The organism is Cupriavidus sp. BIS7 (assembly GCF_000292345.1).
In the GTDB taxonomy this organism is placed as follows: domain Bacteria; phylum Pseudomonadota; class Gammaproteobacteria; order Burkholderiales; family Burkholderiaceae; genus Cupriavidus.
Genome location: NZ_ALOU01000076.1, coordinates 14,526 through 27,655, shown reverse-complemented (window position 1 = coordinate 27,655; position 13,130 = coordinate 14,526). Strand labels below are relative to the sequence as shown.

At 64.7% G+C, this 13,130-nt stretch carries 12 protein-coding genes; 9 read left to right on the top strand and 3 right to left on the bottom strand.

Annotation, left to right across the window (positions count from 1 at the left end):
- Window positions 1–12 precede the first annotated feature (12 nt).
- Window positions 13–1,887, top strand: a complete 1,875-nt coding sequence (locus B552_RS0123625; protein WP_019451533.1) for an FUSC family protein — start codon at window positions 13–15, stop codon at window positions 1,885–1,887.
- 182 nt (window positions 1,888–2,069) lie between these two features.
- Window positions 2,070–2,378: a hypothetical protein gene (locus B552_RS0123620; protein ID WP_019451532.1), complete on the top strand. Its 309-nt coding sequence runs from the start codon at window positions 2,070–2,072 to the stop codon at window positions 2,376–2,378.
- 183 nt (window positions 2,379–2,561) lie between these two features.
- Here the strand turns inward: B552_RS0123620 and B552_RS0123615 are convergent, their stop codons facing one another.
- From B552_RS0123615 to B552_RS0123605, 3 genes are all read right to left on the bottom strand, one after another.
- Entirely contained in the window at window positions 2,562–3,524 is a 963-nt protein-coding gene (locus B552_RS0123615; protein WP_026035991.1) for an SRPBCC family protein, read from the bottom strand.
- Window positions 3,508–3,870 carry a metalloregulator ArsR/SmtB family transcription factor gene (locus B552_RS0123610; RefSeq protein WP_019451530.1) on the bottom strand — a complete coding sequence of 121 codons (363 nt, stop codon included), beginning with the start codon at window positions 3,868–3,870 and terminating at the stop codon, window positions 3,508–3,510. The genes B552_RS0123615 and B552_RS0123610 overlap by 17 nt, the downstream gene beginning before the upstream one ends.
- A gap of 111 nt (window positions 3,871–3,981) precedes the next feature.
- Window positions 3,982–5,493, bottom strand: coding sequence for a DUF1254 domain-containing protein (locus B552_RS0123605; protein ID WP_019451529.1), 1,512 nt, complete (start codon window positions 5,491–5,493; stop codon window positions 3,982–3,984).
- Between the two features lie 332 nt (window positions 5,494–5,825).
- Between B552_RS0123605 and B552_RS0123600 the strand changes: the two genes are divergently transcribed.
- Genes B552_RS0123600 through B552_RS0123570 form a run of 7 tightly spaced genes read left to right on the top strand, consistent with a single transcriptional unit; the run spans window position 5,826 to window position 13,092 of the window.
- Complete coding sequence (locus B552_RS0123600; protein ID WP_026035989.1) at window positions 5,826–6,506, top strand: CDP-alcohol phosphatidyltransferase family protein; 681 nt, start codon at window positions 5,826–5,828, stop codon at window positions 6,504–6,506.
- A complete protein-coding gene (locus B552_RS0123595) occupies window positions 6,503–7,354 on the top strand; it encodes a 2OG-Fe(II) oxygenase (RefSeq protein ID WP_157160331.1) in 852 nt (283 codons plus the stop codon). The genes B552_RS0123600 and B552_RS0123595 overlap by 4 nt, the downstream gene beginning before the upstream one ends.
- Window positions 7,355–7,359: 5 nt before the next feature.
- Window positions 7,360–8,361 carry a flippase-like domain-containing protein gene (locus B552_RS0123590; protein ID WP_019451526.1) on the top strand — a complete coding sequence of 334 codons (1,002 nt, stop codon included), beginning with the start codon at window positions 7,360–7,362 and terminating at the stop codon, window positions 8,359–8,361.
- Window positions 8,362–8,395: 34 nt separating this feature from the next.
- Complete coding sequence (locus B552_RS0123585) at window positions 8,396–9,151, top strand: phosphocholine cytidylyltransferase family protein (protein ID WP_019451525.1); 756 nt, start codon at window positions 8,396–8,398, stop codon at window positions 9,149–9,151.
- On the top strand, window positions 9,148–10,842 hold the full coding sequence (gene aepX / locus B552_RS0123580; RefSeq protein ID WP_019451524.1) for a phosphoenolpyruvate mutase: 1,695 nt from the start codon (window positions 9,148–9,150) through the stop codon (window positions 10,840–10,842). Before B552_RS0123585 ends, aepX begins: the two co-directional genes overlap by 4 nt.
- Window positions 10,839–12,038: a phosphonopyruvate decarboxylase gene (gene aepY / locus B552_RS0123575; protein WP_019451523.1), complete on the top strand. Its 1,200-nt coding sequence runs from the start codon at window positions 10,839–10,841 to the stop codon at window positions 12,036–12,038. The genes aepX and aepY overlap by 4 nt, the downstream gene beginning before the upstream one ends.
- The gene (locus B552_RS0123570; protein WP_019451522.1) at window positions 12,025–13,092 is read left to right on the top strand and encodes a 2-aminoethylphosphonate aminotransferase; all 1,068 of its coding nucleotides are present in this window, start codon (window positions 12,025–12,027) and stop codon (window positions 13,090–13,092) included. Before aepY ends, B552_RS0123570 begins: the two co-directional genes overlap by 14 nt.
- The last annotated feature ends 38 nt before the right edge of the window (window positions 13,093–13,130 follow it).

Genomic DNA, 13,130 nt, shown 5'->3' with positions numbered 1-13,130 from the left:
GCATCAAAAATCATGGCTAGCTGGCCGCATGCCCGACAGTGGCTGTTTTCGCTGAAGGCATTCGCTGCCGCGATGCTGGCGCTCTACATCGCACTGTATTTCGGCCTGCCGCGCCCCTACTGGGCCATGGCCACGGTCTATTTCGTCTCCCATCCGCTCACGGGCGCCACACGCTCGAAGGCGGCCTATCGGGTGGCAGGGACCGTTCTGGGCGCCACCGCCGCCGTGGTCACCGTGCCGCAACTGGTCAATATGCCGATCGTGCTGCTGGGCGCCATCTCGCTGTGGATCGTGGTGCTGGTCTACCTGTCGCTGCTGCAGCGCTCGCCGCGCAGCTACGTGTTTCTGCTGGCGGCCTATACGTTGCCGATTGTCGCGTTGCCGGCGGTGATGCAGCCGGGCCAGATCTTCGACATTGCCGTGGCCCGCATCGAGGAGATCGTGATCGGCATCGTCTGCGCGGCCATGGTCGGGTCGATCGTATTCCCCGCGAAGGTCGCACCGGCGCTGCGTGATCGCATACGGATCTGGCTGGACGATGCAGCAGCCTGGGCCAACGATATCGTCAGCGCCAATCCGCGCGCCAACGCCGGCCGCCATCGGCTGGCCGCGGACATGCTGGCGCTCGATCAACTGATCGTGCAGCTTTCGTTCGACACCGAAAGCGAACTGACGCTGCAGCATGCGCGCGCATTGCGTGCCCGCATGTCGGGGCTGATGCCGATCCTCTCGGCGCTGGAAAACGTGCTGCAAGCGCAGCGCGCCGCCGACGACGACAGCGCGCACGTCGCGCTCACGCGAACTGCCGCCCACCTGCATGGGCAGTTCAGCAAGCTCATGCAGACCTGCGAGACGCTGCAGCATGGCATCGGGGACCGCCCTGCGGGGCCGCTGCCCGACGACGCCGTATCCGATGACCAGGCCGAGCAAGCCGCTGCCTATCACGATCACGCCATGTTGCTGTTCGGCGCGGTTTCAGCCGGCCTGGCGGTGTTCTGCGCCGGCTTGCTGTGGATCTTCTCGGGCTGGGAGGACGGCGGCGGGCCGGTGGCCGTGGCGTCGATCGCCAGCTGCTTCTTCGCGACCATCGACGAGCCGCGCCCCGTGGCGCGCACGTTCCTGCGCTGGAGCGCCGCCTGCCTGCTGATTGCGTCGTTCTACCTGTTCCTGGTGATTCCGCATGCCCAGACGTTCGAGACGCTGGCGGCCATGCTGTCCGTGCCGTACCTCGGTATCGGCATGCTGATCCAGCGGCCCGGTTTCAACCTGATCGCAATGCTGCTGTCAGTCAACACCGCCTCGTTCTCCAACGTGCAGAGCGTCTACGACACCAACTTCCTTGGCATCTTCAACACAAGCCTGGCCAACGCAGCGGCCATGCTGTTCGCACCGGTATGGGCGGTGCTGGCGCGTCCGTTCGGCGCCCATGTGGCCGCGCACCGCCTGTTGCGTGCAAGCTGGCAGGACCTGGCGCACGCGGCCACCTGGCGCGCGGCGGACATCCATTCGCGACTGGGCGCACGGATGCTCGACCGGCTCGGCCAGTTGATGCCGCGCCTTGGCGCCACGCGCGGGCGGCTGGCATCCGACGGGTTCACGGAGTTGCAGATCGGCTACTGCACGCTGGCGCTGCAGCGCGCGCTGCCATCACTGCCGCCGTCAGCGCGCAAGCCGATCCGGCGCGTGCTGAGCATCGTGGCAAGGCACTTCCGTGCGCGAGTGAAGGCCGGGCACGTGGTGCCCGTGCCGTTGCCGCTGCATCAGTGGCTCGATACATCGATCGATCAGGTCATGGCACTGCGTACCGATAGCCAGCAGATGGCTGACGTACTAAGCGCGCTCGTGGTGCTTCGGCTCACGATGCAGTCGCATGAAAAAAACGACTGATGTTTAGATTTATTAATCATCACGGGAATGGATTGGGATGGCTACACTTCATCTCGTGCTGCACCCCCCCCCGATGCAGCATCGCCCACAAGGCGCCCCCGGACGGCGCGTCCTGACAAACACCTCCATCCATCCTGCCCGACGCGCCGTCCAACCCAGTTGAAGTTCACACGCACAACAACATGTTCAAAGCTCTGATTGCCACGACTATCACCACGACGCTGCTTGGCGCCAGCGCGCTGGCCGTGGCGCAACCCCAGCAAGACCGCGGCGTATCCGCCGACCGTTATGGCTATGAAATGCGCGTCGGCACACGTGACCCGTACACCGATGGCGCTCACGGTATCCGCCAACGCGACGTGTACACCGACGGCGCGAATGGCATCCGTCAACGCGACGTGTACACCGACGGTGCCCGCGGCGCAGCCAGCCTGAACCTGGCCGGCATGGACCGTACCGGCGTTTCCGCTCCTCCGGAGCAGCGCGCCTGAAGTAGCAGTAGGTAGTTGCAGTACGCAGTAGAAGTAGAAGTACGCAGTAGAAGTAGAAGCAAGTAGTAGAAGTAGAAGCAAGTAGTAGAAGTAGAAGCAAGTAGTAGAAGTAAAAGTTTGTGGTCAGCCTTTTCCGGCGTCGGGTCTCCTCGTTCGACGCCGGATCCTCCTCTCAGCCGGCCCTCAACGTTTCACCATCCCCTTCAGCCACTCCCCAATAGCGTCGAGCAGCAAACCCGATCCGTGCTCGCGCGAACCCGCGTCGTCGTAGCCGTCGAGAAACGCGCCATGCTCGGTCATTGTGAGGCGCGTGCCCTGCTCGGCCGGTTTCAGTTCAAACGTAGCCAGCGAGACCGAGATCTTGCGCTCGCCCATGTGCATCTCGTAGCTGTAGACAAGCCGCTCGTTCGGAATGACGTCGAAGTACACCGCATCGAACGTCGACACCAGGCCGTTCTCCCAGCGCCCCTGCAAATGCTCGCGGCCGCCGGGGCGTACATCCATCGAACGGCTCACCTCGGTATAGCCCTTGCCGCCGTTGAACCACTGCGCCTTGGCAACGGGGTCGCTGAGCGCGCGGAATACCAGTTCGGGTGGTGCGTCGTAGGTGCGTTCGATCGTGAACATGCCGTGGGCGACCGAGCGCGCCGGGGCGGCCGCGGCGATGCGCGCCACCTCCTTTTCCAGCCGGTCCAGCGTCTGGGCCCAGCCCTCTTCCGCGCCGCGCGTGAAATTGCCGGCCGACGGGTCCAGCGCCGTGTAGCGCTGGGTCACGGTCATTTCGGTGCCGCCGCATACGGTATCGAAGCCGACCGTCGTGTGGGCATTGAACAGTGCGGTGCCGGTTTCGGACACCACGGTCAGGTCCAGCACCAGCCTTGAATGGGGCATGATCTCGACGTAGTGCCCGCGAATCCAGTGCGAGTACTTTCCATCCAGCGAGCGCATCCAGAGATCGAACTTGCCGCCCGGGCGGAATTCGACTTCGCACTCGGGAATCGTGAATCCTTGCGGACAGAACCAGTGCTTCAGGTGCTCGGCGGCGCTCCACGCCTTGAACACGAGATCACGCGGCGCATTGAACGCACGTGAGACGGTCAGGGACTGGCGGTCTGCCACCGGAGCTGTTTCAGTTGCCGTTGCCATCAGATGCTGCCTCCTTCTTCATGGTTTCGAGGTATTCGCCCAGCCGGTCGAAATGCCCTTCCCATTCGGCGCGGCGGGCGCTGATCCACTGCTCTGCCTCACTGAGCGCGTTCGGCGCCATGCGGCAGGTGCGTACTCGCCCAACCTTTTCGGTCCGCACCAGGCCCGCCTGTTCCAGCACGGAAAGGTGCTGCATGACCGCCGGCAGCGACATCGCCAGCGGCCGCGCCAGTTCCGTGACCGATAACGGGCCGCGCGCCAGCTTTCCAAGCATCGTGCGCCGTGTGGAATCGGCCAGTGCCTGGAAAGTGGCGTCGAGGGGGTCTGGATCGATATAGTTAAGCATGTCCTTTAGTATAGAGACCCCGAATAGTTAAGCAAGGACTTTAGTGAATCGGAAACAAAAAGGGCAGGACGCCATGTCCTGCCCCTCTCCCTACGCTGACAGGGAACAAAATCAGTTTGCCTTGATGACGGGCGGCGGCGCCCACGTGTTCTGGAGGATCTCAGCCTTGGGCCAGTACGCGCGGACGAACAACTCGAAGTCGCCGGTGGGCGCAGGCAGCCAGTTGGCCAACTTGTCGGCGGCCGGCTTCTTGTTCTGCACGTAGAGGGTCAGCGAGCCATCGGCGTTGTAGACCAGGTCCTTGTTCTTGGTGCCGAGCGAGTAGCGGTTGATCTCATTCGGTGCGAAGAAATGTGCGGCGTCATAGAGCGTGAGCGACCAGAACCCGTTCACAGGCGGCAGCGCCCCCTTCGGGAACGTAAGTGTGTAGGCGCTGGCGCCATTCAGGCGCGCCTTGTTCGAATCGTATTCCTGGCCAAAGTAGGCCGCCTCGCGGCGCGGATTCACGAAAATATTGGCCTTGGCCGCCGCGGCGCGGCTGTAGTAATCGGTGCCGAACTCCGCGCCGTTCATCGACGCCACCCAGCCATTGCCCACGGGAACCCCGGCGTAGGAGTACTGATGCATCGGCGTCATCATCTCCTTATCGGCATCCAGGGCGGCCTGCGTCAGCGTATCGGCGATGGCCGGGTCCTTGGCGGCCGCGTCAAGAATTGACTGGAACCACGCGTACAGCGCCTCTTCGCCACGCTGCGGCGGCACTTCCTTCAGGATGATCGGCAGTTCCTTGAAAAACGCCTCGGGCTTGACCCACTGCGTTTCGCCACCGCTACCCTGCTTGCCCCCGGCCGGATCGGAAAGACTCGGGATTTTCGACCAGTCCCTGGTCTTCACCTTGCCGTCGTACTCACTGAGCGGATAGGCCATGACCTGGCTGATCACCGGCTGGATCGCCTGGCGGTCCTGCGCGGTGTCGTCCAGGAATGCGCGCGGAATGATATAGGCGATATTGGTCGGCGAGCGATATACACCCTGGATGCCCTTGGGTGTCTTGCCCTTCCAGTTCGGCCCCACCACCATATAGAAGCCCGGCTTGGTGCCATACATCCTGCCGGCGCCGCCGAGCGTGTCAGTACGCTGGTCGCCAAGCTGATAGACCCAGAAGCGGTTGCCGAAGTCAGGCACCTGGAACACCACAGGCTCCTTTTCCAGCGAGAGAAGGCCGAAGCCATAGACCACGTCCTGATTTGGCGTGGCCACCGCGCGTTCCTCGGGCTTGATGTAGTCGGTCAGCATCGTCAGCCGGTTCAGCGGCGCCACCGGCAGCACGCCATCACCGAGTCCGTTCTCCGGCACCTTGGAAAACACCATGTACCGGTTGCGCATGTTGACCATCGGCCAACCCCAGATATAGGCCATCTTGCCGACATTGAGCACATAGCTTTTGGGCAGGTTCGTGCCCGCCACGGGGCCGGGCGGCAGCTTGGCGGCGGGTGCGGCGGCCGGCGCTGCGTGGTCTGCCGCGATGGCGACGGGTATGGACGCGGACAACGCAACCGCCACGGCAGTGGCGGAAATCAGCGTCCGGGGAAACGTCAGGCGAGACAGGCGCATGCGAGCCATGGATCGAGTTCCATCTGGTTGGGATGGCCCATATGCTCGCGCGCGGCCTTCATTGCGGGAATTCAATTTTTTCGCCCAGCGAGTTAAGTGATTCTTGCGCGCTACCGCTGGCGCAAGCCGTCCACCGACGCGATGCGCGCAAACAGGCCGGATTGGTCCTGGACATGTGGTGACTCAGCCTCCCGGCACAGCCCAAAAAAAGACCCTGCGCCGTGCAACGGCTTGCAAATCGGCGTATTCTGGCAGGCTTGTCAATCGCGTGTGGTAGGCGTAGTGTTTCGCATCCCCGCGCGCCAAAGTGTGGCGCCCCCGCCCCATCTGATACCTGACGGATGAATCAAAAGACTCAAAAATACCCGGATGAACCGCCCTTGCCGTCCACCTGGGACGCGCGCCTTGCCCGCCACCTGGTGCGGCCACTCAAGAACACCCGCGTTACCCCGAATCATCTGACCACGCTGCGCCTGATCATCGGCCTGGCTGGTGTCGCCTGCATCGCGCAAAGCGGCTACGGCTGGACCAACTTCGGCGCGCTGCTCATCGTCATCTCGAACTTCGTCGACCATACAGACGGGGAATTGGCGCGAATTAGCGGTAAATCAAGCAAGATTGGACACTTTTACGATCTAGCCAGCGATGCGCTGATCACGGTGCTGCTGTTCGTCAGCTTTGGCATGGCCGTGGCGGCCATGAACGTGGGCGACGGGTACGGGCCGATCTTCCGTGGAACCGTGGCCGGCCTTGCCGTGGCGCTGATCTTCTTCCTGCGCATGCGTATAGAATCGCGGGTTGGCAAAAGTGGAACGAAGCAGGCTTCGGCCGCCGGTTTCGAAACCGAGGACGTGCTGTATCTGCTGCCGCTGGTCACACTCGCGAGCGGCATCGAACCGTTCCTGACCGCGGCGTTTATCGGCGCTCCGCTGTTTGCCATCCTTGTCATCATCGATTACTGGCGAGTCATGCGGCGCCCCCAGCCAGTGGCGACAACCACGGAACAACGAGCACGCCCATGAGTGAGCACGCCTCCAGCGACATTGGCCTTGCCGCGCCGCAAACTAGGCAGACCCCAACCCAGAAAGCCGGAGCCGCAAGCCAGCCCCGCGTGGCTGACACCGCTAACGCCGCTAACGCGGCAGTTGCGCACGTGACCGGCCAGCTCGATACCTCCGCCCTGCACGCCGATTTCGACCGCCAGGGTGCATTCCTGTATCTGGACAAGTTCCTGGCGCCCGAGGAGACCGCACAACTCGTGGCGCTCGCGCGTGCGATGCAGCCCGGCCTGAACCGCAACTACCTGCCCGGCCACAAGCAGGGCGGCAGCGTCAGCCGCCATACGATCGACGAGCAGGCACCGTTCATCGCCGAGCTGTACCGCTCGAAGGCGCTGATGAGCTGGCTCGAACAGATCACCGGCGACAAGCTCCAGGTCTGCCCGGACACCGATCCGCACGCCTACGCGCTCTATTACTACACGCGCCAGGGCGATCACATCGGCTGGCACTACGACACCTCGTACTACGACGGCCGCCGCTACACGCTGCTGATCGGCGTGCTGGACGAATCGTCATGCCGGCTCGAGTACGAACTGCACACGCGCAACCCAGATATCGCGGATGAACCCGGTTCGGTACAGATCCCGCCTGGCGGCATCGTGCTGTTCGACGGCGACAAGCTGCGCCACCGCATCACGCCTGCCGGCCCGAACGAGATCCGCGTTTCGCTGACGTTCGAGTACGTGACCGATCCGGGCATGCGGCCGTGGCTGCGCTTTATCTCGAACATGAAGGACGCCGTGGCGTACTTCGGTTTCCGGCAGGTATTCCGGCGCCTGCTCGGTGGCGCGAAGCCGGGTGGAAAGTAATTCGCGTGAGTCGTGCAGCTTTCCTCCTTTTATCGCTCGGCGCGGCGCTGTTCGTCGGACTGCTCGCCTGGCAGGGCTTTGACGCAGTCACAACCACGCTGATTTCGGCCGGTTGGGGCCTGGCCGTCGTTTCCGCATTCCATCTTGTGCCGCTGGTGCTGGATGCCGGCGCAATCGCCGTGCTGCTGGACCGCAAGGCGCGTCATGGGTCGTTCTGCAGCGCGCTGCGCGCGCGCTGGACTGGCGAATCGGTCAACAGCCTGCTGCCGGCCGGCCAGATTGGCGGGCCGGTCCTGATGGTGCGCTACCTGTCCCATCACGGTGCACGGATGAGCGACGCAGCGGCGGCCATCACCGTCAGCACCACCACGCAGGCGCTATCCCAGATGCTGTTTGCGTTGCTGGGCATCCTGCTGTTTGGCGCACAGGGCAGCCTGTCCGACCAGCGCGCCCCGATCATCGCCGTCACCGTGATCCTGGCCATCGGCGTGGTGGCATTCTGCGTGCTGCAACGGCGCGGCATGTTCGGCCGTGTGCTGCGCGTGCTGGCCAAGGTACTCGGCAAGCAGAACTGGGACGGCCTGGCCTTGCGTGCCGATGCCGTGGACCGTGCGATTCGCGACCTCTATCGCAACCGCCGCAAGGTGGCGGCCAGTTTCTTGCTTAACCTGGCTGGCTGGATCGTCGGCACCGGCGAGGTCTGGCTGATCCTGTATTTCCTGGGGCACCCGGTCAACTGGCACGAAGCCCTGCTGCTGGAAAGCGTGGGCCAGGCCATCCGTGGTGCCGCTTTTGCAATTCCGGGCTCACTCGGCGCGCAGGAAGGCGGCTATCTGCTGCTGGCGCCGCTGGTGGGACTGCCGCCCGATGCCGCGCTGGCGCTATCGCTGGCCAAGCGTGTGCGCGAGCTGGTGCTCGGCATTCCCGGGTTGCTGTACCTGCATTTCAGCGAACGAAAGTTCCAGCGCCGTCGTGCCGCCAAGGCCGTGCTGCAAGGCACCGACTGAGCCATCGCCATTTTTTGCATGTGAGAACAACTTAATGCGAGCAATCATTCTTGCCGCGGGCCTTGGCCTGCGACTTCAGCAACAGGCGGGCAATCAGTTCCCGAAATGCCTGCTGCGCTTTGACGGCATGACGCTGCTCGAGCGCCACCTGCGCATGCTTGACGCCGCTGGCGTGACGGAAGTCGTGCTGGCGCTCGGCTTCGAGCCGCAGCAGGTGCAGGACGAACTGGCCCGCCTGAAGCGGTCCGCCGAGATCGTGATCAATCCGCGCTATGACCTTGGCAGCGTGCTGACCGTGCACACCGTGGCCGACGCCATGACGCGCGGCGGCGACGTGCTGCTGATGGACGCCGACGTGCTCTATGACGAGCGCATCATGAGCAAGCTCGTGGCCGGCGAGACCGTGAACCGCCTGCTGATCGACCGTGACTTCGAAGCCGGCGACGAGCCCGTCAAGCTGTGCCTCAAGGACGGCGTGCCCGTGGAACTGCGCAAGCAGCTGATGGCCGACCTGTCCTACGACACGATCGGCGAATCGGTGGGCTTCTTCCGCTTCAAGGAAGACTGCGCGCGCCGCCTGGCCGAGATCGTCAAGGGCTACGTCGATGGCGGCCGCGCCAACATGCCGCACGAAGAAGCCGTGCGCGACCTGCTGCTGGAACGCTCCCATACGTTCGATACCGCCGACGTGACCGGCGCGCCATGGATCGAGATCGATTTCCCGGGCGATGTGGCCCGTGCCGCCGAGGAAGTCCTGCCCCAACTGCTGCCCGTAGGAGTCGCCCAATGAACGCCATCGACCCAAACCTGCTCGCTACCTCCCGCAGCGCCCGGCTGCGCCAGATGCTGCTGTCGAACGACCTCGAATTCATCATGGAAGCCCATAACGGCCTGTCCGCGCGCATCGTGCGCGAGGCCGGCTTCAAGGGCATCTGGGCCTCGGGCCTGGCGATTTCCGCCCAGTTCGGCGTGCGTGACAACAACGAGGCAAGCTGGACCCAGGTGGTCGACAACCTCGAGTTCATGGCCGATGCCAGCGACCTGCCGATCCTGCTCGATGGCGACACCGGCTACGGCAACTTCAACAACGTGCGCCGCCTGGTGCGCAAGCTCGAGCAACGCGGCATTGCCGGCGTCTGCATCGAAGACAAGATCTTCCCGAAGACGAACAGCTTTATCGGCGGCGAGCAGCAGCCGCTGGCCGATATCGACGAGTTCTGCGGCAAGATCAAGGCCGGCAAGGATTCGCAGGCCGACGACAACTTCTCCATCGTCGCGCGCGTGGAAGCGCTGATCGCCGGCTGGGGCATGGAAGAGGCGCTGCGCCGCGCCGAGGCGTACCGCCAGGCCGGCGCCGACGCCATCCTGATCCACAGCAAGCTGTCCAAGGCCGACGAAATCGTAACCTTCGCGCGCGAATGGGCGGGCCGCGCGCCGCTGGTGATCGTGCCGACCAAGTACTACAGCACGCCGACCGACGTGTTCCGCAAGGCCGGTATCAGCCTGGTGATCTGGGCCAACCACCTGATCCGCGTGGCCGCATCGTCAATGCAGGCCGTGGCCCGCGAAATCCACGACAGCCAGACGCTGGTCAACGTGGAAGACCGCATCGCCACCGTCAACGAGATCTTCCGCCTGCAGGATGCCGACGAGTACTCGGCTGCCGAGAAGATCTACCTGACCGGCGGCCAGGCGCCGAGCTCGGCCGTGGTGCTGGCGGCCGGACGCGGCAAGGGCCTGGAGGCGCTGACCGAGGACAAGCCCAAGATCATGCTGCCGGTGGCCGGCAAGCCGCTGCTGCGCTGGCTGGTCGATGGCTTCAAGAACCAGGGCATCAACGACATCACCGTGGTGGGTGGCTACAAGGCCGATGCGATCGACGCGGCTGGCATCAGGCTCGTGCGCAACGAACGCCACGCCATGACTGGCGAACTGGCTTCGCTGGCCTGCGCGGCCGATTCGCTCGAAACCGATACGGTCGTCTCCTATGGCGACCTGATGTTCCGCAGCTACATCCTGCGCGATCTGCTGGAGACCGACGCGCTGTTCAGCGTGGTGATCGATTCCTCGGAGTCGGCCCCGTCGAACCAGAGCGTGCGCGATTTCGCGTGGTGCTCCGCCGCCGACGACCGTGACCTGTTCGGCCAGAAGGTGCTGCTGCGCAGGGTCTCGGACGAACCGGCCGCTGCCGACGGACAGCCGCACGGCCGCTGGATCGGCCTGCTCAACGTGCGCGGCGAAGGCCGGGTGCGCCTGCAGAAGCTGCTGGCCGAACTGCGTCAGCGCCCCGATTTCGATTCGCTCGACATGCCGGACCTGCTCAACGCGCTGGTCGAGGCCGGCGAGAACATCGAGGTCAAGTACGTGCACGGCCACTGGCGCGGCGTGAATGACCTCGAGGATTTCCGCCGCGCGGGCGACTTTGCCCACACGCAGACGCCGTACGCGCTTGGCAACAACGATGGCGAGGCCGCCCGATGATCGAGGCGGTCCAGTTCGTGGAGGCCGCGCGCGAGCGCGGTTTCGAGTGGTATGCGGGCGTGCCGTGCTCGTACCTGACGCCGTTCATCAACTACGTGGTGCAGGACCCGTCGCTGCACTATGTGTCGGCCGCCAATGAAGGCGACGCCGTGGCGTTTATCGCCGGCGTCACGCAAGGCGCCCGCAATGGCGTGCGCGGCATCACGATGATGCAGAACTCGGGGCTTGGCAACGCCGTGAGCCCGCTCACGTCGCTGACGTGGACGTTCCGCCTGCCGCAGCTGCTGATCGTTACGTGGCGCGGCCAGCCTGGCGGCGCAGCGGACGAACCGCAGCACGCGCTGATGGGCCCGGTCACGCCGGCCATGCTCGACACGATGGAAATCCCGTGGGAGCTGTTCCCGACCGAGCCCGACGCCGTAGGCCCGGCGCTGGACCGTGCCATCGCCCATATGGACGCCACTGGCCGTCCGTACGCGCTGATCATGCAGAAGGGCAGCGTGGCGCCCTACCCGCTCAAGTCGCAAACGCCGCCCGTGGCACGCGCAAAGGCTACGCCGCAGGTGTCGCGCACGGGCGTTGCCACACTGCCGAGCCGCCAGCAGGCACTGCAATGCGTGATTGCCCATACGCCTGTGGACTCTACCGTGGTGCTGGCATCCACCGGCTTTTGCGGCCGCGAACTGTATGCGCTCGACGATCGCCCGAACCAGCTTTACATGGTCGGTTCGATGGGCTGCCTGACGCCGTTCGCACTGGGGCTGGCGCTGGCCCGCCCTGACCTGAAGGTGGTGGCCGTCGATGGTGACGGCGCCGCGCTGATGCGCATGGGCGTGTTCGCCACGCTCGGCGCGTACGGCCCGGCCAACCTGACGCATGTGCTGCTGGACAACAACGCGCACGATTCGACCGGTGGGCAGGCCACGGTGTCGCATAACGTGTCGTTCGCGGGCGTTGCGGCAGCGTGCGGCTATGCCTCGGCCATCGAAGGCGACAACCTCGACATGCTCGACCATGTGCTCGCGCAGGCCGCCACGGCCACGTCCGGCCCGAATTTCGTCTGCCTGCAGACCCGCCCCGGCTCGCCCGACGGGCTGCCGCGTCCGTCGGTGACGCCGGTTCAAGTCAAGACGCGCCTTGGCCGCCAGATCGGCGCGGACCAGGGCAACGCTGGAGAATTGCATGCTGCTGCTTAACCCGGGCCCCGTTACGCTGACCGAACGCGTACGCAAGAGCCTGCTGCAAACGGACCTGTGCCATCGCGAAAGCGAGTTCTTCGACTTGCAGGACGAAGCACGCGAGCGTCTGCTCGACATCTACGCGCTGGACCCCGCAGTCTGGTCGGCCGTGCTGATGACAGGCTCCGGAACGGCCGCGCTGGAAAGCATGATCGCCGCGCTGGTGCCCGCGCAGGGCAAGTTGCTGATCGTGCAGAACGGCGTCTACGGCGAGCGCATCGCCCAGATCGCCACGCAATACCAGATCCCGCATACGCTCGTGAAGCACGACTGGATGGAGGCGCCCGACCTGGCCCGCATCGACGCCGTGCTGGCCGAGGATCGCGCGATTACCCACGTGGCCGTGATCCATCACGAGACCACCACGGGCCGCCTGAACGACCTGCCCGCCATCGACCGCCTGTGCCAGGCGCGCGGCGTGCGACTGCTGGTCGACGCGGTGAGCAGCTTCGGCGCCGAAGCGATCGACTTCAGCGGCAGCATTGATGCGGTAGCCTCCACGGCCAACAAGTGCCTGCACGGCGTGCCCGGCGCGGCCTTCGTGATTGCGCGCCGCGACGCGCTGGCCAACGCGGCCAGCCGCACGTACTACCTGGACCTCGGGCGCCTTGCAAAACTGCAGGATCAGCGCAACACGCCTTTCACACCGTCCGTTCACGCGTACTACGCGCTGGTGGAAGCCCTGCGCGAGCACAAGGACGAAGGCGGCTGGCAGGCGCGGCACCAGCGGTATGCCGCACTGGCCGAACAGGCGCGCGCCGGCCTGGCCGCGCTGGGCATCGAAGCCCTGTGGCCCGCATCGCAATCGTCAGTGGTGCTGCGCGCGTACAAGTTGCCCAACGGGGTCACGTACGAACAGCTTCACGACGGCCTCAAGGCGCGTGGCTTCGTGATCTACGCCGGTCAGGGCGGCCTGTCGTCGCAACTGTTCCGCATCTCGACAATGGGCGCGATTTCGGCGGGCGATATTGAGCGGTTGATTGACGGATTCAGGGCGCTGGTTTCGCGTTGAGATTCAGACAGGTGTGCTCCCCTCTCCCGCACGCGGGA

What these genes read in the sequence shown, in the direction of transcription:
- B552_RS0123625 (WP_019451533.1), top strand. Translation starts at nt 13, where the DNA reads ATGGCTAGCTGGCCGCATGCCCGACAGTGGCTGTTTTCGCTGAAGGCA.
- B552_RS0123620 (WP_019451532.1), top strand. Translation starts at nt 2,070, where the DNA reads ATGTTCAAAGCTCTGATTGCCACGACTATCACCACGACGCTGCTTGGC.
- B552_RS0123615 (WP_026035991.1), bottom strand. Translation starts at nt 3,524, where the DNA reads ATGGCAACGGCAACTGAAACAGCTCCGGTGGCAGACCGCCAGTCCCTG.
- B552_RS0123610 (WP_019451530.1), bottom strand. Translation starts at nt 3,870, where the DNA reads ATGCTTAACTATATCGATCCAGACCCCCTCGACGCCACTTTCCAGGCA.
- B552_RS0123605 (WP_019451529.1), bottom strand. Translation starts at nt 5,493, where the DNA reads ATGGCTCGCATGCGCCTGTCTCGCCTGACGTTTCCCCGGACGCTGATT.
- B552_RS0123600 (WP_026035989.1), top strand. Translation starts at nt 5,826, where the DNA reads ATGAATCAAAAGACTCAAAAATACCCGGATGAACCGCCCTTGCCGTCC.
- B552_RS0123595 (WP_157160331.1), top strand. Translation starts at nt 6,503, where the DNA reads ATGAGTGAGCACGCCTCCAGCGACATTGGCCTTGCCGCGCCGCAAACT.
- B552_RS0123585 (WP_019451525.1), top strand. Translation starts at nt 8,396, where the DNA reads ATGCGAGCAATCATTCTTGCCGCGGGCCTTGGCCTGCGACTTCAGCAA.
- aepX (WP_019451524.1), top strand. Translation starts at nt 9,148, where the DNA reads ATGAACGCCATCGACCCAAACCTGCTCGCTACCTCCCGCAGCGCCCGG.
- aepY (WP_019451523.1), top strand. Translation starts at nt 10,839, where the DNA reads ATGATCGAGGCGGTCCAGTTCGTGGAGGCCGCGCGCGAGCGCGGTTTC.
- B552_RS0123570 (WP_019451522.1), top strand. Translation starts at nt 12,025, where the DNA reads ATGCTGCTGCTTAACCCGGGCCCCGTTACGCTGACCGAACGCGTACGC.